At 47.2% G+C, this 21935-nt stretch carries 17 protein-coding genes; 3 read left to right on the forward strand and 14 right to left on the reverse strand.

Annotated features, from left to right (window positions below; genetic code table 11):
- Entirely contained in the window at positions 1-933 is a 933-nt protein-coding gene (locus DFP83_RS07400) for a glycosyltransferase family 29 protein (protein WP_157981536.1), read from the forward strand.
- Complete coding sequence (locus DFP83_RS07405; protein ID WP_110574388.1) at positions 900-2918, forward strand: glycosyltransferase family 2 protein; 2019 nt, start codon at positions 900-902, stop codon at positions 2916-2918. The genes DFP83_RS07400 and DFP83_RS07405 overlap by 34 nt, the downstream gene beginning before the upstream one ends.
- Before the next feature lie 15 nt (positions 2919-2933).
- On the opposite strand, the gene DFP83_RS07410 is transcribed toward DFP83_RS07405, so the two are convergent.
- The 13 genes from DFP83_RS07410 to rfbD all read right to left on the reverse strand — a co-directional run bounded on the left by DFP83_RS07410 (position 2934) and on the right by rfbD (position 20408).
- Positions 2934-4667: an SLC13 family permease gene (locus DFP83_RS07410; RefSeq protein WP_110574390.1), complete on the reverse strand. Its 1734-nt coding sequence runs from the start codon at positions 4665-4667 to the stop codon at positions 2934-2936.
- A gap of 21 nt (positions 4668-4688) precedes the next feature.
- Positions 4689-6107, reverse strand: a complete 1419-nt coding sequence (gene cysN / locus DFP83_RS07415) for a sulfate adenylyltransferase subunit CysN (protein ID WP_110574392.1) — start codon at positions 6105-6107, stop codon at positions 4689-4691.
- Positions 6107-7015, reverse strand: coding sequence for a sulfate adenylyltransferase subunit CysD (gene cysD / locus DFP83_RS07420; protein WP_110574394.1), 909 nt, complete (start codon positions 7013-7015; stop codon positions 6107-6109). The genes cysN and cysD overlap by 1 nt, the downstream gene beginning before the upstream one ends.
- Before the next feature lie 101 nt (positions 7016-7116).
- Positions 7117-8529 carry a hypothetical protein gene (locus DFP83_RS07425; RefSeq protein ID WP_110574396.1) on the reverse strand — a complete coding sequence of 471 codons (1413 nt, stop codon included), beginning with the start codon at positions 8527-8529 and terminating at the stop codon, positions 7117-7119.
- Positions 8522-11380: a glycosyltransferase gene (locus DFP83_RS07430; protein ID WP_110574398.1), complete on the reverse strand. Its 2859-nt coding sequence runs from the start codon at positions 11378-11380 to the stop codon at positions 8522-8524. The genes DFP83_RS07425 and DFP83_RS07430 overlap by 8 nt, the downstream gene beginning before the upstream one ends.
- Positions 11377-12204, reverse strand: coding sequence for a glycosyltransferase (locus DFP83_RS07435; protein ID WP_110574400.1), 828 nt, complete (start codon positions 12202-12204; stop codon positions 11377-11379). Before DFP83_RS07435 ends, DFP83_RS07430 begins: the two co-directional genes overlap by 4 nt.
- Positions 12201-13070, reverse strand: coding sequence for a hypothetical protein (locus DFP83_RS07440; RefSeq protein WP_110574402.1), 870 nt, complete (start codon positions 13068-13070; stop codon positions 12201-12203). Before DFP83_RS07440 ends, DFP83_RS07435 begins: the two co-directional genes overlap by 4 nt.
- Position 13071: 1 nt before the next feature.
- Entirely contained in the window at positions 13072-15039 is a 1968-nt protein-coding gene (locus DFP83_RS07445; protein ID WP_110574404.1) for a glycosyltransferase family 2 protein, read from the reverse strand.
- Positions 15036-15572 carry a hypothetical protein gene (locus tag DFP83_RS07450; RefSeq protein WP_126753150.1) on the reverse strand — a complete coding sequence of 179 codons (537 nt, stop codon included), beginning with the start codon at positions 15570-15572 and terminating at the stop codon, positions 15036-15038. Before DFP83_RS07450 ends, DFP83_RS07445 begins: the two co-directional genes overlap by 4 nt.
- 120 nt (positions 15573-15692) lie before the next feature.
- Positions 15693-18104: a glycosyltransferase family protein gene (locus DFP83_RS07455; RefSeq protein WP_157981534.1), complete on the reverse strand. Its 2412-nt coding sequence runs from the start codon at positions 18102-18104 to the stop codon at positions 15693-15695.
- A 7-nt stretch (positions 18105-18111) separates the two neighbouring features.
- Positions 18112-18654 (reverse strand): dTDP-4-dehydrorhamnose 3,5-epimerase, encoded by a 543-nt coding sequence (gene rfbC, locus DFP83_RS07460; protein WP_110574410.1) that lies wholly within the window; start codon positions 18652-18654, stop codon positions 18112-18114.
- Positions 18655-18670: 16 nt separating this feature from the next.
- On the reverse strand, positions 18671-19540 hold the full coding sequence (rfbA, locus tag DFP83_RS07465; protein ID WP_110574413.1) for a glucose-1-phosphate thymidylyltransferase RfbA: 870 nt from the start codon (positions 19538-19540) through the stop codon (positions 18671-18673).
- The gene (rfbD, locus tag DFP83_RS07470; RefSeq protein ID WP_110574415.1) at positions 19530-20408 is read right to left on the reverse strand and encodes a dTDP-4-dehydrorhamnose reductase; all 879 of its coding nucleotides are present in this window, start codon (positions 20406-20408) and stop codon (positions 19530-19532) included. Before rfbD ends, rfbA begins: the two co-directional genes overlap by 11 nt.
- A 158-nt stretch (positions 20409-20566) precedes the next feature.
- On the opposite strand from rfbD, the gene DFP83_RS07475 reads away from it, so the two are divergent.
- Positions 20567-21295 carry a hypothetical protein gene (locus tag DFP83_RS07475; RefSeq protein WP_110574417.1) on the forward strand — a complete coding sequence of 243 codons (729 nt, stop codon included), beginning with the start codon at positions 20567-20569 and terminating at the stop codon, positions 21293-21295.
- A gap of 54 nt (positions 21296-21349) precedes the next feature.
- On the opposite strand, the gene DFP83_RS07480 is transcribed toward DFP83_RS07475, so the two are convergent.
- Positions 21350-21787: an alanine racemase C-terminal domain-containing protein gene (locus tag DFP83_RS07480; RefSeq protein ID WP_126753149.1), complete on the reverse strand. Its 438-nt coding sequence runs from the start codon at positions 21785-21787 to the stop codon at positions 21350-21352.
- Positions 21788-21935 lie beyond the last annotated feature (148 nt).

Here is a 21935-nt window from a genome sequence, read left to right on the forward strand (position 1 = left end):
ATGAAACAGCAACACTGGCTCAAAGCCGCCGCCGAGGGAGATTATTCCTCGCATGTGCTCGAAGCATTTAAGCACGATTGGCAGAGCAAACAATCGGCGCGCACGTTTTTACGGTACGCCGTGATGTTACGTAATCTGGGTCACAGCCTGAATAAAAGCGAAGCGCACCTGCTTTACAAGCTACAAAAACAAGCTTATGTTAAACTTTTATTAAAGGGCTTATCCCGACATCAAATTCGCCAACTCAATAACCTGGCTGATGAACTGCAAAATAATACGCATTCGGCACAAGGCGTGCCTGCCCATAGCCGACGGTTCGCCCTTTCGTTACGCGCACAACAGACACCGTGGCGCGATACGCTCGAGAGCGAGCTTAATCAGGCGAAATCAGTGGTGGTGGTCGGCAATAGCCCTAATCTGCTCGGTACCGACCAAGGCGAGTTTATCGACGCGCACGACTTAGTGATTCGTTTTAACCAGTTTTCTCCAACGGATGGCAGCGATATTTCGAAAAGTATCGGTAAAAAATTGGATATCTGGGTGATGTCGCCCGGTTTCCGAGGCACTATCCCGGAGCACGCGCGTTTCATACTCATCACGGGACCTAACATGGTTTGGTGGCAGCAGAACTGGCAACACCTCATACACACTAACGTGCCGATTATAGGCATTCCATTAGCATCGTGGCAGTTAAGTGTAGAGAAGCTAGCAGCGCCTGCGAGCGCCGGATTTGCGTGTTTAGATTGGTTGATGAATTATCAAAGAATCGCAAACATCCGCCCAAGTGCGATGGGTTTTGGTTATAATCCAGCCCAGCAGTCTCGCTACCATATTCAGAATAAAACGCATCAAGCCACTTCAAGGCATAACTGGCGCGCTGAACAAGAAGTCATAAAAACGTGGAAAGACGAATTAAAATTAAATCTACTATAAAATTCGAAGTAAAAAGTAAACGCTGGAAGTTAAAACTGACTTCTGGTGTTGCTAAGCTCGTTGCAATTGCACCACAAAAGCTCGGCTGGCAGCGCGTCACAGTGTCTGCTAAAACACCTGAAGCATTAAAAAAGCTGCAAGGCGAAATAAGCTTTTACCTTCGCCAAAATGACAATATTGCCAGCGTCGCCCTGATTAAAGAATCACCTCGTAAATTAGCGCTGGTCTTTTATCGCCATAATCCACTCAGCCATTTAATTTTAGAGTGGCAAGACGAAAGCCCCGGGCTCAGTAACCAAAAAGCACTCTTTGCGATAAAACATCGTGCGATAACAGCCACTAAAGCATGGTTCTTTATGTTGCAATCGGTGGCCAAAAGAAAGTCCAACACGGGTGAAAAGCATTCGCAAATTTATCGCATAACGCGCGCACGTCAAAAGCGGCAAGGAACAAGTCACGCACTTAAAAAGTTAGTGCAGGAATATCAACCGCTACTCACCCATCAATTAATTACGTGCGAGCCTTATCAACATTGGCGGTTATATACCGAGCCGAAACTGGCAATAGACCAACCGCAATCTAATCAAGTGCGAGTCAATTCATTTGCACACCTTGATGATATCTGCGAGTCGGATTGGTACACACCGCTCGGTGATGAGGTGACCAACGCTCGGCAATTTAATCGCGCATTCAACGAAACCGTAACAATTCACCCGCAGGCGGCTGTGATCTACTGGGATCACGACTACCTTGCCGACGGGCGCCGCGTCCAACCACAGTTTAAGCCAAGCTGGGATGCAGACTATTTTATGAGTTACGACTATATTGACTTGGCATTTGCGGTAAAAGGCTCAGTAATTAAGCAGCTTATTCGTCATAACGAAGCGCTAAAACGTCGACCGCACCTACTACTGTTAAACTTATTAGTGGGCGGTCACATTCGTTCATCGTCGCAAACCATTGTAAATATAAGCGCGGTATTACAGCACCTGCCAGCGACCCAGAGTATTTGGTTAAACGCCACACAAACACAAGCACGACAGGCACTTGTTAAGCAATGGTACCAACAGCAAGGGTTAGGAGACGTGACGGTAGAATCAGGCTACTCGGTTGGCGTGACTAAAGCGTCATTTAAGCTCATCAAGCAGCCTAAGATCAGTATTATTATTCCCACCCGCGATGCACTCGCAGTCACACGAACCTGCGTAGAGAGCGTATTAAACAAGACCAACTACACTAATTTCGAAGTCATCATTGTCGATAACCAAAGTCGCGAAGCCGACACATTGGCTTGGTTTGACGAAATAACCAAAGATGAAAGAGTAAGAGTCTTAGCCTATAACGCGCCTTTTAATTATTCGGCGATTAATAATTTTGCCGTTGCGCACGCCAGTGGCGATTGGGTCTGCCTTCTTAATAACGATACCGAGGTAATAAACACCGGTTGGCTTACCGAAATGGCACAATATGCGCTACGGGAAGATGTCGGATGCGTAGGCGCAAAGCTCTACTATCATGACAATACCATTCAGCATGCCGGGGTGGTGATGGGATTGTGGGGCCTTGCTGGTCACTCACATAAGTTTTTCTTACGTCATGCGCCCGGATATATGAATCGCTTAGTGGCGGTGCAAAAATACAGCGCCGTAACAGCGGCATGTTTACTCGTTAATAAAAAAATATATCAACGCGTAAACGGACTCAACGAACAAGACCTTACAGTGGCGTTTAACGATGTCGATTTTTGCTTAAAAGTACAAGCATTAGGGTACATCAACATCTGGACACCTTACGCCGAACTGTACCATTACGAATCAAAATCGCGTGGTAAAGATGACACGCCCGAAAAACAGGCGCGCGAGGCACGCGAAATAGAGTACATGCGAACAACGTGGTCAGCCGAAATTAAAAACGACCCGTGCTACAACGTTAACCTCACTCGCGATAACGAGGACTTTAATATTAGGTTGTCGTTCGACAAGTAACTCGCCAGCGCGCCCCTAGTAAAACGGGAACACTAAGGGGATGAACACAAGGCTTAAGATGACATAAGTAATCGCAACAGGGACACCGCATAAAGCAAAGTGTTTCAACCGATAATTACTGGCGTTAAATACCATTAAATTAGTTTGGTATCCGTAAGGGGTGATAAAGCTCGCCGAAGCAGCAAAAGCAACACCCAGCACGATAGGCATGGGGTCAATACCCAAGCCAGTCGCAAGACTGTATGCGATGGGAAACATTAACGCCGCAGCGGCATTGTTTGTCACTATTTCGGTTAACAGATAAGTTAACAAAAACACGCCCACCAGCAGCACATAAGGCGAACTATCGCTTAGCGTCTGCCGTGCCCACTCAGACAGCAACTGTGCACTTCCCGTTGCCTGCATCGCCTCGGCTAAACACAGCGCGCTCGATACAATCACCCAAATTTCGATAGGAAAGCGGCGTTTAATCTCGTTGGTATTCAAGCAACCCGTCATCAGCAAGGCAGATAATAAAAACAGCATGCTATAAAACAGGGATGCACCGGTTATGACTGAGCCAGCAATTGCGCCTAAGAAACCCCAAAGAGTGAGCTTTTCGCGCCAGCCACTGAGCATTGAATCAGGCTCAACACCGCTCAACACATAAAAGTTTTTAGTGATGTTAGTGCGCGCAGAAAAGTCAGGGCCTGTCGCCAGTAAGAGAAAGTCGCCCGCTTGCAGCTGCACCTCACCCAGTTTACCCGAGATCGCTTCACCTTCGCGACGGATGGCGACTACCGCCGCATCAAAGCGTGCACGAAATCCCGATGACTTTAATGTCTTTCCAATCAGTACAGACTCTTCTTTTACTATGACTTCGGTGAGTTCTTGTGTCTCAAGTCCGTGATCATCGGCAAACAGCCGTAGGCCCTCAAATTGCGATAGGGTTTTTACTTTGGTGACGTCACCCGAAAACAACAGTTTGTCACCCGCTTGCAAGACATCGTAACGTGCCACAGGACGTAAGTTCTCTTGCCCACCCTTACGGACAATCTCGGCTAAAAACAGCTCATCTAAATGACGTAATCCAGCATCATCAACATGTTTGCCAACCAACGGCGAATCGGCATCCAGCTCAGCCTCAACATAATACTCTTTAATATCGCTCTGCTGACAGCCGTCATTAGGCAACCACCGGCTTACGATAAACAGCGTAATACTACCGCCCACCACTACCGCAAGCCCGACTAGCGTGAAGTCAAAAAAGCCAAAACCCGGGTGCCCGGTATCGGTGAACATCGAGTTCACGATGAGATTCGTAGACGTACCGATAAGCGTTAAAGTGCCACCGAGGATCGAGGCGTATGAAAGTGGAATAAGCAGCCGCGATGCTGCGACCCGCTTGTTATTGCGTACAGAGTTGAGTAACGCCGCAACGACTGCCGTGTTGTTTAGCACTGACGAAGCAAGCGCACTGACGCCGATAGTACGGATTACACTTGCAGATTCAGAGCCGGTAAATAAAAAGCGGCTCACACGCCGCAATAACGAGGTTTTCTCGAGAGCAAAGGAGATAAGCACTAACATAATCAGGGTGACAAGCCCTGGGTTCGCAGCATTCGCTAATAGCTCATCAGCGCTCACCCAACCTGCTATGACAGTCACTAACATGGCGCTACCAAACACCGTTACCGAATGCGTTTGGTAGCGAACCAATAAACAGACCATCACAACCAGCAGTGTGATCAATCCCAGGGTATTACCCATAGTTGCGCGTCTCTTCTGATATTAAAGGTTGCGCAAATCCTTCGCACCCCAATGTGGGAAGTGCTTACGGATTAAAGCGTTCAGCTCAAGCTCGAACTCACTAAAGTCAGTAGACTCGCGTTCACCCTCTTCTGATGACAGCGCTTCATCCACCATCCCCGCCGCAACGGTGACGTTAGTCATACGATCGATAATCACAAACGCGCCTGTCTCTTTGTGGCTCTGATAGGCATCAAACACCACAGGATCATGCACATGCACATCGACCAAACCAATTTCGTTTAACTCAAGCTTGCCGGCTTCTTTCTCTTTTAAGGTGTTCACATCAATTTGATGATGAACAGCAGTCACTTCGCCGCGTGTCAGCTTAGAGTTGAACTTAATATAGTATTCGCGGTGTGGTTCCATGGCTTTTTCATGCATCCACACCACTTTTGCGCGCATACGGTTAGAAACATGCGGCAAGTTATCCTTGCGCACGATCATATCGCCACGGCTGATATCAATCTCGTCATTTAACGTCAGGGTAACCGCCATCGGCGCAAAGGCTTCTTCCAGCTCGCCATCAAAAGTCACAATGGATTTAATGGTGCTGATCTTGCCCGACGGTAACGCACGTACCGTATCACCGACTTTCACACTGCCCGAGGTGATGGTGCCCTGAAAACCGCGGAAGTCGGAGTTAGGACGACACACCAATTGCACCGGCATGCGGAACTGGTCAGTATCTTGCGCGCGCTCAATTTCGGCATGCTCGAGGTATTCCATCAAGGTTGAGCCACGGAACCAATCCATCGCCTCACTCTTGTTCACGACGTTGTCGCCTTTAAGCGCAGAGATAGGCACAAAACGAATATCCGGAATCTCAAGCGAGCCAGCGAGTTTTAAATAGTCGTCTTGGATTTGCTTATAGACCTCTTGCGAGTAGTCCACCAAATCCATCTTATTAATGGCGACGATGACGTGCTTAATACCCAGCAACGAACAAATGTAGCTGTGACGACGGGTTTGCGTTTGTACGCCTTGGCTGGCATCAATCAAAATAACAGCCAAGTCACAGGTCGATGCACCGGTCGCCATGTTACGCGTATATTGCTCATGGCCAGGGGTATCAGCAATGATAAACTTACGTTTATCGGTCGAGAAATAACGGTACGCAACATCAATAGTAATGCCCTGCTCACGCTCCGATTGCAGACCATCCACTAATAGCGCGAGATCAACTTGATCGCCTTGGGTACCCGACTTCTTACTGTCTTCGGTAATCGCCGCAAGCTGATCTTCAAAGATCATCTTACTATCATGCAACAAACGGCCGATGAGCGTACTTTTACCATCATCAACGCTGCCACAGGTGATAAAACGCAACAGCTCTTTATTTTCGTGTTGCTGCAAATAAGCCAAAATGTCTTGTTCAATAAGGGGTGATGCGTGACTCATTAGAAGTACCCTTCCATTTTCTTTTTCTCCATTGATCCCGCGCTATCATGATCGATAACTCGGCCCTGACGCTCAGAGGTCTTGGTCAGCAACATTTCCTGAATAATTTCAGGCAAGGTTGCGGCACTCGACTCCACAGCCCCTGTCAACGGATAACAGCCCAAAGTACGGAAGCGCACCATCTTCATTTCGGGTTCTTCACCTGGCTCAAGCGGCATACGCTCGTCATCGACCATAATCAAAGTGCCATCGCGCTCAACCACAGGGCGTTCTTTCGCCAGGTAGAGTGATGGAATCTGAATATTTTCAAGGTAGATGTACTGCCAAATATCCAGTTCGGTCCAGTTGGATAATGGGAACACGCGAATGCTCTCGCCTTTATCCACTTTACCGTTATAGATATTCCACAACTCGGGGCGTTGGTTTTTCGGGTCCCAACGGTGATTTTTATCACGGAAGGAATACACACGCTCTTTCGCGCGTGACTTTTCTTCGTCGCGGCGCGCGCCACCAAAGGCCGCATCAAATTTATATTTATTCAACGCTTGTTTAAGCGCCTGTGTTTTCATGATGTCGGTATGTTTAGCACTGCCATGAGAGAACGGACCAACGCCGGCATCCACGCCTTCTTGGTTGATGTATTCAATCAACTCAAAGTCGTATTCTTTTGCCATGCGATCGCGGAACTCGATCATCTCTTTAAATTTCCACGTGGTGTTTACGTGCATCAGTGGAAACGGAATCTTACCGGGATAGAACGCCTTACGCGCCAAGTGCAATAGCACTGAAGAATCCTTTCCAACTGAATACAGCATCACGGGGTTATCAAATTCAGCCGCAACCTCGCGGAAGATTTGAATCGACTCGTTCTCAAGTGCCTTGAGATGGGTTAAACGTTTTTCGTTCATTGGTCTTTTTTACCCTAGTTCTAAGTATATAATCCAGTGTACTAAATTGTGAGAAATTGTTCGAATTAGATTTTATCTCTGCAAAATACAAAGAGCAGTACTTATTCTGTCAACGAGTCCACGGATGCAAAATCATCGTCATCCATCACTCTTTTCACCGACGCGTCGTGGCGCTCTCTGTACTTGCCAAGATAGCGCTCAATGCTCGTCAGGCGCTGCCCTGTCATATTTTTACTGACCGCAATTTTTTTAGCCTGCTCAAGGATATCAATCGCATGCTCTATATGATCTTGCGACTCCAGCAGCTTGGCGACCTCGATTAAATAATCAACCCGGTTCGACTTATCTGACAAAAAAGTATCCATCGTTGTTGCCGGCAACGCAGGTTGCAACGTCGGTTCTGGGACAGGGAGACCCATCACCTCGGCAAGCTTAAGGAGTGCATACGGCAACGGCTCGCTCGCGTCTTTACCATACTGCTCGCTTAAACGTGTAAGCAACCGCTTCTGTAGCTGGCTCATCAACTCGGGTAACTGCTTAACTAAAAACTGATATACCTCAATGACTTCCGGCAACTGCCGATGGGTTAACGCATCCTTCGCAGCGACAACCGATACGGGCTTATAAAACGCATCGGTGCAACGTTCTAACAACTGCGTTTGCGCTCGCTCCAAGGCATTTTGATAGCGATGGGTGATCGCATCATACACGGTAGGGCTAACCACCTGCGGTACATCACCCGAGCGCCGGTTTGCCGCATCTGCGTACGCTTGTAACGTGCGATCGATGCGTCGGCTCTCTTGCGGAGTCTGCTCATCAAGTAATCCATTGAGCAAGCGCTTAATCTCCAAAGCACCATAGGTATAACTGGTATTAATACGAACACGGTTGCGTTTAAAGCGCCGCGCCGACCAACCCGCTATACCCAGCCGCTGTAAAAAGTCGTGCTCTATTTGCTGCTTCACAAAGCAACTCGCCAAATAAGGTCGCACCGAAACCGCATCACGGCCAAAGTGTTTAACCCAATCAAAAAATACCTGTCCGCTGACTCCCCGATTAAGGACACCCACTTGCTTATATAAAAAAGCATCTAACGTTTGTGTCGAATAATGGCGTTTGATTGACTGATTGTGATTAGAAACTAACGACTCGAGCGGATGACGAAAGTACGCCAATACACTTACAGAGTGACCGTTAACCAGCTGCTTTACCCGTTCAGGGTGACGATACAGCGCCTCAGATGAAATTAATAATTTGGCACCCTGTTGCTGTGCTTCGTTTAACCATTGCTCAAACAAACCTTTGGCTTGCTCAAGCTCATTGGCGGCGACCGCCGCACCAAAGTGCGCATGCCCCCCAGAAACGTTATTTTCGTCAAAATTATGTTCTGGGTAATAATAGCCATGCTTTAACAGCCGCGTACGGTTTTCATGTAAAAAATACTGTATAGCTGACGAGCCTGTTTTAGGCGCACCAATATGTAAAACAACGTCCATCATATCCTTATTATTCATTATGCGACTCGTGCGATCGCGCCAGTACGCTCAGCAATTGGGCTTTAACGATATCAGGCGCAAACTGCTTTGCTCGCTTAAGCGCGCAGCGCCTAAAGGACTGCATCTGCTCAGGTTGGTTATAAAGCGCTACGAGCGCATGAGCAAGCGCCTCGTGATCGCCCAAGGGCACCCGAATGCCCGCGTCATCACTGACTAAGTCAGTCAAAGCACCCCAGTCGTAAACAACCACCAATTTACCTGCAGCAAACGCCTCTAACACCGAGCGACCAAAGGATTCCTGAAAGTGAGATAAATTAAGTACCACATCGCACTGCTTGAGGGCATCCACAGGATTCGCTACATACCCATGGCTGTTTACATGCGCGTGCGGATAGCTTTGCCGTGCATGGGCTAAATCTTCCGTCTCAGGACCCAATAAATGCCATTCAAATCGTACATCATTTTTTAGCGCCGCTGCCAGTTGATAAAAATCCTTAACGCCTTTTTTCGCTAAGTTACTGCTCAACATAGCCACCTTCAGTGGCTGCCCGGCAGCGGTGTCCGGCAGGTCAGTCTGAGCTTCGGAGTAGTTCTCCACGCGTATCACATTGGGGACAACAAAAGTCTTCTCGGGTGCCTGCATCGAATCCGCAACAACGCGTGAATTGGCAATCAGGACATCAGCATGTTGCAGCACGTGCCTGCGAATTAATTCAGGAGAAGCAGCTAAGGTATCACACAACGCCCGATCATGTTCCGGTAGCTCACGCACATGAACCGTGCAACGACGCTTTGCCTGCTGAGCCGCCAACAAGGGTTCATGTAAGGTGAGCGTGTTGATATAAACCTGATCGACATCATCCATCCAAGAAGCAAGCGTTTCAACTAACGAGGTATCGGTTGTGCGTGTGGATTGCCACCAACGCAATGGTAAAAAGCTGAGCTTATCGCTCAACTGTAGTACCTGCGTCACATACGCCGAGTTCAAAGCCCCCGGCAACACAACCCATAATCGATAGTGCTCACCCAACATGGCAAGTACATCCAAGAGACTTTTTTCGGCACCAAAGGCATTACCCGAGGTGCTATGCGCCACCACCATCATTGTCGGTTTCGAGGAGTCGTTTACAGATTGCTCAATAAAAAGCTCAGGCGTTTGCGCCACAGCATTGTCAGACTCAAGCTGTGTCAAATAATGCACTAATGGATTCTCATCGGAAGCCAGCGCCTGTATAAACGCGTACCCCGAACTGCTAAACCGTGCCGAAGGGTCACGCCCCTCTCCACCGCCAAACTTTAAGTAATGCAGCGCTGGATCGATTCCCGCAGCGACAATATCTGGATAGCGTTCACGATAGTAGTCTGCATCAAACAACGGCGATGTCTGAAGGTGGTCTAGCGCGTTAGCAAGTTGTGCGGCAGGCGTACCACGGCACAACGTTAAAGGCGCCAAAAACGCCCGCTGTTGGGGATACCGCATCAAATAGCGAGACCGAGTGCTCTGATGCCAATGCGTTGCGGCACGTTGGTAATGATTACGAACGCCAGCTAACATGCTGCTGACATGGGTGGGCTTGGCTTGTGTTAACGATCGTGTGTCCACTCGTCCCAGCGCCAGCGGTACCGCGGGCATGACTTCTCGGACTGCGTGTGCGCCAAACTCGGCTATCACTCGATTATAAAACTCGGTATCACCATCCGCTTTAACCGTATCCCAGTAGCCCAAACGTTTGAACACTGCTCTTCTAAACATTAAAGAAGAAACATTCGGGTAAATCCAACTCGATTCCGGCCGCCAACGACTAAAGTTGAGATCGTTATCCGCTCTAACCCAGGCAGTGCGATTAGCCATAACGCCCGGATGCCTCAGTAAATCTTCAACTTGGCAGGCAATTTTATCAGGATGAGACCAATCATCCGAATCGTGAGTCGTAATTAATTGCCCTTTCGCGATGCCTAAGCCCGCGTTACGCGCACCATAAGGCCCCTCGTTCGCAGTGAGCTGCAGCACCGCGATGCGTTTATCCCGTTGTGCGAGATGCGTCATGACTTCAAAAGTGGCATCGGTACTGGCGTCATCCACCAGAATAATCTGTAAACGGTGCCACCGCTGTCGACAAAGGCTCATCACCGCAGTTTCAAGCGTATCAGCACAGTTATAACACGGGACAATGACGCTGACTTTAGGTTGACGCTGCCAAAACTGCGGACGTGACCCATGGCTTGATGCAGATACAGTATCAAAGCTCAATGTCGTAGCATCGCTCGTGAGCGGCGCAATACCTGCCGATTGATAGATGCGGTTAATCGCAGCAAGCTTTTCATGCGTGGATGCAGTCAGCATAGAACGCGCTAAATCGTGATCATGTTGATAGAGCGTTTGGTCAAGCGGCCAAAGCGGACTCTCGAGTAGCGCTCGCGCGGCATCTATTTGTTCAGTACGTAGAAAGGCATTAAAAAGACATAAAAATGGCCCCGGGTGTGGTACCAACGCTCGCAATAACGCCAAGCCACCTGCCTGCGTGAGGCTACCGAGAAGCTGCACGACCGCGTCCCATTCATTAACAGAGCCGTAGTACTGCGCTAAAAACCACCGCGCCAACTGCGCATCAGCCTGAGCACTCAACTGATCATTCTCACCAGAGTGCTGTATCAGGTCAGTCAACGTTGAACGTGCGGCTTTGCTGCTCCACAGTGCATGGGCGTTGTCGACGGAACGAAATGCTGCGGGCCATCGACCTTCGAACCGACCGTGCTTTAGATAGTGCAGAAATGCCTTATCTGTTGAATCAAAGCCTGCGTCTCGAATATCAACATATGCACTTTTATAGTGCTGTTCGTTAAAAAGTGCGCTTAGTAGCTGCTTCACACGAGTTCCGGAAACTGTTTTCTCAAAGCCGTAAGGTCCGTCGCAACCGCTGATTGAACACGTTTGTTAAAGCCTTCGGCTTGCGTATCTTGCAGGTCATAACTGACTCTAACGAACATATTCGGCGTTTTATCTTCAATCAAGTGATAACGTTGGTCAACTGTCGTGTGTTTGCCAGACTGGTAAACGTGTACATTGCTACCCATAATTTTGTTACGCTCGGCCGAATAAAAGCCCACTTGTGCGAGACCTAACGCAATCTTTGGATAATAAAGATCAATAGCTTGGCTCAACTGGTAATGCTGTTGCCCATCCAAAAATGCCTCATAGCCTTGGGAAAAAGTAACCATATAGTTGAGGTTTATTTTCGCCGTATAAAAGCGTAAGCGGCGTTCAAAACGCCGATGCAGAATGTCATCATCGTCTAACCGAACCGTTGAATATACGCAATCTTTAGCTGCCGCTGAAAATTGCTGTTTAAGATAGTGACTCGCTACGCTAACAAAACTACGGTTAGGCTCGACCGGTAAAATAGTCAAGCAGGCGTGTTGTTTGGCGAGTTGCTCAAGTTCCGCTAAGCGGTGAGTCGGTAATTCACTCGAAGTGAGCAAAATCACCTCATGGTTATCAGCTTCATCAGGTCTTTGCTGTGCCACAACGCTGGGTAATGTTAACTGACTAAAAAGGCGATATTTAAGTGCCAATCGCTCATCATCAAAAAGCGCCGCTTTATATTGCTCGTAGTCATTATCCCGAGCAATCTTCCATTGCCTAGAATCTTGCAACACCGAGTAACGAATTAAATAAAATATCTTTTTGTTCATAACGACCCTAAAAACGTTTCCACACCCAGCTTCATCGCTCCCGACATCTTAGAGCCTTGATAAAATCGTCTTGAGAGTTCGCGTAACTCAGAGTTATCATCAAAGACTTCCTTTAATAACGCAGGCGATGCAAGCATTTGCCAGCGAGACTCAAGCGATTCAACCGACATATCTGTCTTTGCATTACCAAACTTAGAGTCTCCACCTCCGCCAAAACGCGATAAGCTCGACATACGCTGTGTGCTTTGCTCAACATGATTTCCCAATAAATGAGCCACTTTAACTTTATTGCGAATAAAGTCGTTATAGCGCACTGTTTTTACCTTGGCGTCGAGTAAATTTTCAACTTGTTCAGGCGCGTAAAAGTCTTTTGCCAGTGCCACCCACTTTTCGGCTTGTTGTTCGACCGATACTTTAAAATTAGGATTAACTTCGTTGTAACGAGCAATGGATGCAAGACAGTTAATTGGATCACGCAAAAAAAGAACAGCTGTTGTTTTAACCGACTCACGCTCCGACAAATGCGCCAATGAGTTAAGCCGCCCAGCACGGCTGACACCTTTAACCGCTTTGTTTTCAAAGCTCAGCATTAAATGCTCAACCTCTGCATCTTTATAGTGAATATTTCCAACGTCATCGTCAGCGTCTGCAAAGTCGAGGTCGATATCTGTTTCTATATGTGGTTTTTGATATTTATCCCGCTCGATATCGGGATTTACATTGACGTTATTTAGATACAAATAGTCCGACAAGTGCGAACACATCCACTCAATAAAAGCATGGTGTCCGCTACGCTTAGTCGCAATCACATAGGTTAAAGACGATAGCTCACTAAAGTCACATTCGGTATTAAGACTATACTTCACTTTAACTACTCTTTTTTATAGGTTTGACTTCAATATCGTCTGTTACGATATTGAATGTGTCGTTCAGCGCTTGCTTCGCCTGCTCAACAAGTGAATCTCTGTAATTCCCTTCAGGCAAGCGTCCACGGTCGTAGAGCACGGCAGACTCAATGCTCTCAAACTCTGGGGTCGCAATAACCGGGTAAATAACCAGTTCAAAATCAGCAACAATAAGCGACTTGGCACTCACTTTATCACCGAAAACGATAGGTTCGGCTAACCCTTCATGGAGTAACTCACAATACTCGCTAGCAAAACGATACTGTTTGCTTGTAAAACTCGGCCAATGCAACAGCGCAACTTTTTCGCCCCGCTCAGCAAGCATGCGCGCTTTTATAAGCACATCGCGGCTGTTTCGTTTACTTAAAAAGTCGGCAACGATAACGGTATCAAATACCTGATGATCACCGCGTTTGTGCAGCATTGCCTGAGGAATAGACGTTTTTGCAGTGGGATCCAAGCCCTGCTTATGATACCAACGGCATATTTCACGGTATACTTGGCGAAGTCCAAAGTAGACGGTACTCACGTGGGTTGCTTTAGTACGTGTCAACGAACTCTCATCATCTAAAGCAAACGCCATAGGCACTTCAGCAAGCCCGTGTAATATCGCTTCTTTACCAAATCGGTGCTGCGCACGCCAAATGTATTCAGTATCCGCACTGATACGCACTTCATCCCAGTTTCCAATACTCGATACGGCGGCTCGCGTTAACATAAACGAGGAGTGGCTGTAATGAATGATACTGTCCGAAGGTCGCCAGTTAATGGTAAAGTGCAAATCGTCAGTTGCGCGAACCCAGCTCAGTATAACGCCCTGCGCATCGGGCTGTGCCCGCAGTAACTTAACCTGCTGCTCAAGCTTTTGCGGGTGAGACCAATCATCAGCATCATGGGTGGTGATAAGGTTCCCGGTCGCCTCTTTTAGGCCTCTGTTGCGCGCAGGATAAGCACCTTGGTTATGCGGCTGTTGTATTACCTTTACGCGATGGTCGCGTGCAGCAATGCTGTTTAACACTGCCACCGTATCGTCTGGTGAGCAATCATCAACTGCGATCACTTCAATGTTACGCCATGTTTGGTTCAGCAATGAGTTGATCGCTATTTCTATGCGCTCTTCCGCTTTAAAAATCGGCATGATGATAGACACTTTCTCGCGCTGTTCATCAGGCGCAACTGTACCCTCCTGTATATCAGGCTTTGAGGTTAAGTTATTAAAGCCAAGCGGTTTTTGGTCATCAATCCGTGTGACAGGCAAATAACCATGCCGTTGATACATCTCGTTTATACACGACAACCGCTTATCATCATCGCTAAACGTATTGGCGAGCATTAACCGTGCATCAGGGTCATCGGGGTCGGTGGCTAAAAATTCGTTCAGTATCGCCGCGGCTTCATTGGGTTGTTCTAGCTTTAACTGGCTATTCGCTTGAAGCAACACACGTGTTTTATCTAACCGCTTTGCCGGCAATAGCTCAGCCATTTTAAAGCTCAACGTCAACGCCTCGTTATGCTCGCCAGTAAAAGCACGGTAACGCGCCAATGACCAAGCGGCTAGATGGCGTTCCTGTATCGGTGCGCGCTCATCCTCAAGCACTTTGGTAAGTTCACGACATGCACTGATGGCATGCCCCGACCATATTTTATCTTCTAACACGTCCAGCTTATTAGCACGTGAGTGTCGCCCTTCCTTGGCGCCATGCAAAATATAGTGCAACAAAGGGTTCATGCCGCTCTCGGCAACATCGGGGTAACGCTCTAAATAAAACTCAGTATCAAACTTTACGCCGGGGTTTCGTCCCAGCCGAGCACCAATTTTGTAGTAATGCTCGGCAGGGTGCATACCCAATAGACCAACATCCGGGTATTTTTTTATGTACCAGTCGCGCTGAACAAAACCCGACTCTTTTAGTATTTCAATTGCGTTCATGAGTCAGCTTTATCACTCGGTTGAATTGCTCGACCTTCATTTATTCCTTGGCGCAGATAATGAACTAAAGGGTTTAATCCCTGTTGAGCAACATCTTTATGAAAGCCGAGATACCATCGAGAATTGAAATAAGGCGACGGGTCTCTTCCTTCTTGTGAGCCATGTATAACGTAGTGTAGCTCTGCTGTAATCCCCGACTGCTTTACGTCTGGATAAGTTAGTAAATACCATTCAGCATCAAACAAGTCAGATGTCCGTAACAACTCAACATCTGACGATGGAAGACTATTGTCGGGTTGCTTTTTTTTCAAAACATTCTTTATTTTGCTAAAAATTGGTCGGTTTGAAGATTTCGCGTGCGCATCATTTTCACTGCTTACCAAACGCGATGCTGGGGAGTGTTCAGGTAATTCAATTAAGAATGCCGTCAGCCTAGCGTTGTCCTTTGCCTGCTGTTTAATTTGCTTTCTAAGCGCCTCATTTTCTTCACGCAATTCAGCATTTTCACGCATTAACTCCTCACTTGTTGGCATAAGCTAACTACCTGTATTTAATTGACCTTTGTGGTCGAAAATTTTTTAATAGGCTACTAATTACAACGCCCGATATCAATCATCTCAAATTCGATGCCGAGGTAAATAGGAAGTAAGCTATCATTCAATCACCAAAACAGCTTGCGACTTTGCAAACTTTTTGCGACGTAAATATTCGTCGTGAAGGGCCTCATATAACGAATAATCTAAGAGTCCACCAAACCCATTTTTGAACCTTTTTTTAAATAGGTTTTTATCTTCTTCAGTAAAGTTGCTCGCTTCAGATTCATTCTTCTTAAAGTCTTTGAGCTTATCATTTTCTAACAGAATCGCGTCTGGAGCATAAATAAATTGATCACACGCTCTTGCAATAACCGTCAACTCGTTGTCTGCTCGATGCGACCGATAACCTTCGTATAAAATGCAATCACCGTAGTACTGGTATACCCAATCCTTGCGGACCATTCCAAACGCCGCTATACGACCATGCCACTTACCACAATTGAATGCCAACACCGACTTATTCGCTTGCTCTAACTTTTCGTACGCAGTTCTGAGCCAGTGATGACCTGGCACAGCATCTTCAGCGAGGTAAACTATATACTTTGCCGCAGATAATCGCGCTGTCTGGTTTAATGTTTTAATGAATCCCTGATACTGAGTATCGAGCGCTACGACAAAGTCGGCGTCAATACCGGAGGTACGTTTTAATAACTTAGCTGCCTCGATACCCTCTTGCTCGTTAATGCAAGGCATTACAACACAGATATCACGCTCAAACTGGGGGGCTGGAGAAGCAAGTGAGTTAACATCAATCACTGAGATCGGCGTCGAATCACTCGGGCTACCTTTATCCGTCGATAACGTTAGGTCAGCGACAAGAAAACGAGCGTCGGTTACCTCTTTGACCGATTCTCCCGATAACATCGCACGCAATACAGAGCATGACGAGAACAGGTAGTTGTGTTTTTCGTTGAGGCTGCCGCCTGAAGCCGCTCTAACAATAGCGCCATCACTATTTAAATGCGCATTATACGCAAACTGAAGCCAGTCTCGACAAGGAAACGCATTTTGATCTGCCAACATAATGTAACGGTAGCTCGTGAAGCGTAATATTTGCCGCAGTACATCTTTTTCTTCATTTGGATGTACAGGCACCACATACACATCCAACTCATGGTTAGCTCGCTGGGCAAAAAGGCGTGCAGAGTCAAGAGCCTGCTCGGCTTCATCTGTAAATACTATTGCAGCTACTTTTTTTCCAGAGGGTTTCAAACTATCACTTAACGCAGACTTATCAATGACAAAAATCGATGCGTTAGATTCCTGCCCATCTAATCTGAGCAAATTCGGCTTAGCATCCTCGTTAGCTGATTGACTGTTTCGATCATCCAATAAACTATCGGTCACTACGGCTAGGCGCATCTGCCAACTGTTACAATGAGTAAAGCTATCAAACACTTCGTTATTTAAAAGGCTGCGCTGAATTATGACTTGTTTAACATTATTAATAAACGCGTCGTGCGATGAACTCTGCCAAACGTAATCACACACAGCGATATTAGGTACGTCTGTCGCAACCACGGGGACATGATGTGTTAAATAAACATAAACCTTTAATGGGTTCATATTCTCGGTCAGATCCATCCGCTTATGAGGCACCATTCCCACAGTAAACAACCTGACAAAGGCTCCTATATATGGGTATGGCACAACACCTGTCATGACGACATTAGGAAGCGCTTCTAATGCGCGTATGCTGGGGTTAGCATGCGTTGAACCAATTAATACAATTAGCGCATCGGGCATCTCGGTGGATAATCGACGCAGCAATACGTCATCAATTTTTGCCTCTAGATTGCCGACAAACCCCAAAACAGGGCCTTTATGCGAGGCAATACGTTGGTAATGTTGGTTAGACTCGGGCAACGTAATAGGCGGGTTGATATCACAGCCGTTCGGCACGAGTGCGATATTTTGGTTAAACTCATACATCGATAATTTTACTGGCAAACAGTTGGTCAGTACTTTATCAGCGTTACTGAGCATCGCCTCATAATGCTGATTTAATTGCTTACGCTTGGTATCGTTCACGTTGGGCCAAGCACGATGGTCGTCGACAACATCCATGACTTTTTTGGCAGGCTTAAAGTGATTAATAAGCTGCTCGCCCCATAATAACTTGGGGTACATCCAAAAAACACTCTTTGCCGGATCAATATCGAGCGCTTTGAAACACTGCTCTAAAAACGTTAAGTAGTCTGCAATACCTTGTTTGCTTTTGTCATAAACAAACACGCGACGGTACAGTTTTCCGTGGTCGCGAGCGTTATCGGCGATCGCCTTGGTGCCTTCATAAACAAACGGGTTTTGATCAAATCGCTCGCCCGAATTTCGTTGCTCGAGCGCATCTGAGTCAATCGGCGCATCAAGCACCAGTACTTTACCTACATCGCTTCGGCTGGCTAAGTACTTAGCCACCATATCACTGCGGCGACCATAGAGTTCGGAGTCGTTCTGTTTCCAGAACATAACAACATTAATCATAGGTAGGGCAGTCGGCGAGTGCGAGTCCTCGGCGATCCTTATCGGACAGTTGCGGCTCACCATCAAACGGCCACTTTATAGCGAGCGTCGGATCATCAAACCTCAGACTGTATTCATCATCTGGCGCATAATAATCGGTGCATTTATAAGAGAATTCTGCCGTCTCACTCAATACATAAAATCCGTGCGCAAACCCTGGGGGAACCCAAAGCATCTGTCGGTTTTCATCATTGAGCTCAACACCCACCCAGTCACCAAATGTTGGAGAGTCACGACGAAGATCAACCGCGACATCAAAAACTCGGCCTTGAGTCACACGGACGAGTTTCCCCTGTGGCTGCTTTAGCTGGTAATGCAAGCCGCGCAAAATGCCGCGTCGTGATTTGCTGTGGTTATCCTGCACAAACGAATAATTACCGCAGTGCGCCTCGAATTCGTTCTGACGAAAGGTTTCCATAAAAAAACCGCGTTCATCACCAAACACCTGCGGTGTCATTAACACTACATCAGCAATCGCCAGGGGTTGATACTTCATGTTGTTCCTCTAAAAGTTAGCTCAACAGCTCATGCAAATACTGCCCGTATTGTGTCTTATCTAAGGCATTGGCGTGGGTTTCAAGCTCTGCATCAGTTATCCAGCCGTTTTTCCATGCTATTTCTTCTAAGCAGGCAATTTTTAAACCTTGACGGTGCTCAACCGTTTGCACATAAGAGCTTGCCTCGAGCAGCGAGTCATGTGTGCCTGTATCGAGCCATGCAAAGCCTCGGCCTAAACGTTCAACGTGCAGATCACCCCGTTCTAAGTATGCATTGTTAACACTCGTGATTTCTAACTCACCACGCGCTGACGGCTTTACGTTACGCGCAATATCCACCACGTCGTTATCGTAAAAATAGAGTCCGGTCACTGCGTAATCCGACTTGGGTTCGGCTGGCTTTTCTTCGATTGATAGAGCCTTACCCTCGGCATCAAATTCCACCACGCCAAAACGCTCAGGATCCTTCACCATGTAACCAAAAACCGTCGCACCGGCCTCGCGCTTAACAGCTCGTTTAAGCTGGTCAGAGAAAAACTGACCATGAAAAATGTTATCCCCTAATACTAAGCAGACAGGATCCTGACCAATAAAATCAGCACCAATGGTGAATGCCTGTGCGAGCCCGTCGGGCGATGCTTGGACCTTATAAGAAAACGAGACACCAAATGCACTGCCGTCACCCAGCAGGCGCTGATATTGTTCCATATCCTCGGGCGTAGAAATAATCAAGATGTCGCGGATACCTGCTAACATAAGCACGGATATGGGATAATAAATCATCGGCTTATCGTAAACGGGTAGCAACTGTTTAGACACACCCCGAGTTATCGGGTGCAATCGGGTTCCCGAGCCGCCGGCTAATATGATTCCTTTATAGGCCATCCAGATACTCCGTTAATGTCTGTTCTAGGCAGGTCTGCCAGCTGGGCAAAGTGATTTTTAATGCCCGCTCAATTTTGTTGATATTTAAGCGTGAGTTCAACGGACGTTTAGCAGGCGTTGGATAGGCTGACGTGGGAATACCATCTACCTGCTTTACCGCCAGAGTTTCTCCATATGCATTTGCACCGTCAAAGATAGCTCGTGCAAAGCCATGCCAACTTGCCTCGCCTCGCGGCGCAACATGGTACACCCCTGTGAGCTCATGTTCTAGTAGGGGGCGTACCGATAAGCTCGCCACTTGCGCCAGCAAGCGAGCCGGCGTGGGCGCCCCCACTTGGTCATTCACAATACTCAGTTGCTCGCGCTCAGCGGCTAAACGCAGCATGGTCTTCATGAAGTTATTACCGCGCGCACTGTACACCCAACTAGTACGTAAAATGATGTGATTACAACCACTGCCCATCACGGCGCGGTCACCCGCCCACTTGCTGCGTCCATATTCAGACAAAGCACCGACCTTACTCTCCTCGCTGTATGCCGTGTCTCCAGAGCCGGGGTACACATAATCAGAAGAAAAGTGAATAAGCGAACCACGGCTGTGTAAAGCATAGTCTGCAAACTGTTTTGGCAATAGATGGTTTAAACGATCCACTAGTTCTGGCTCTTGCTCGGCTTTATCAACCGCTGTATAGGCAGCCGCATTCGCTATAAATTGCGGCTGGTGGTCTTCAAGGTACTGAGCAACCGCTTGTTCATCACTCAGATCGAGTTCGGTGCGCGAAGGGGCCAGCACGTCGCCAAAAACCGATAAGCTGCGCACAAGTTCAAAACCGACTTGCCCGTTCGCACCCGTCACTAAAATTTTCATCGCCCTTCTCCGAGACCTTAATTTTAACGGTATGATAACATCTGGTTCATTTTGTTGTCATTTCCAGCTATTTTAACACGAAAGTAAGATACCAATTTCATAAGGCGTTCATTTGCGGTATCTTTCACGCATTTAAATACAGGCGTAGTATTAAAAGTATGGATAACGTTAATAAGCTCAGTTGGCGGGAAAAAATGGAACGGGCATTGGCTGAGCGCACTCGTCGAAGAATACTGGCCAACGCGGCTCGTGTGAACTGGGTGTCTTATCACATTCCCAAAACTGCGGGCACGTCGTTTCGTTCAGCCCTGCAAACGGCATTTGGCCAGCAGGCTTTTTTTGCAGTCTATGAATTTTCAGGCGCGAACGAGCTGAGTCGCGGAGAGCCTATTTGGTTGCCCGCTTCAACGCAAGTCATTCATGGCCATTTCAGACCTCACTCAAGGCACAAACAGTTATTTCCCAATGGCAAGCGGATTACATGGATGCGAGACCCGATAAAACGTGCTTGGTCATTGTTAAATCACACGCTTGATGTACAAAACAATGACAACGTTTACCAGTTTATAAAGACTCACTTTTTGGATCGTGGCATCACTGACCGAGAAGAGTTGTTTAAAACAATGCTTAATAACAAGGGTACCGCAACGTTTTTTAATATCTACAAACGCGACTATAAAACATTTAACAAAAAGTTTTTCTATTTTGTTGGCTCAACTGAACGCTATAACGAGGACTTGAAACGACTCGAAGAACTGATGCAAAAACCTTTGCCCACTCAACAGTTGAACTCAAGCCAAAACAAACAGCCCGCCCCCGAGTTAAGCGATAAAGAGCGCGCGTATTTCAGTGAGGAATACCGTATTTACGAAAAGTTGATTTCATAGAGCATTTTTTCTTTCAGTGTAACCACTAACGGATGTCACTTTTGAGCCTCATACCTATAAAAATAACTGAACGAATAAAACGTGATATCTAAGATTTTGATGATATGTATTTTCGGGGGACCCGCGCGGCATCACCCCCGTCAATAATGTATAACTTATCGTATTGCAATAGCGAGCAACTTCATCAACCGATAAGTAAGCTCCACAAGATGCCATTCCCCAGAGCACTGCTTCACTACCAATATACACATCGTCTAAATGAGAAATATCCACAGTAATCATATCCATAGAAACTCGTCCTATGACCGGCGCCCTTTTCCCCTGAATCAATACTGGAGTACCGTTGACTGCATGTCGGTCATATCCGTCCCCATAACCGCCTGCTACAACAGCAATACGAGCTCGTTTAGATGCTTTCCAACGACCTCCATAACCAACTGAAGCGCCAGCCTCAATCTCCCGCATAGCAATCACCCTAGAGCGAAGCGTCATTACTGGTTGTAACTCATTCGATATTTGGCTAGCTTGTTCTAATGGATCACTTCTGCGTATTTCGGTGATTCCGAACAGCGATTCCGGAGTTATCCGATCACCTGTTAGCCGTTCTTTTTCATAACCCTCTTTTTACGCTAAGTGATCG

The organism is Idiomarina fontislapidosi, assembly GCF_003226255.1.
Classification (GTDB): domain Bacteria; phylum Pseudomonadota; class Gammaproteobacteria; order Enterobacterales; family Alteromonadaceae; genus Idiomarina; species Idiomarina fontislapidosi.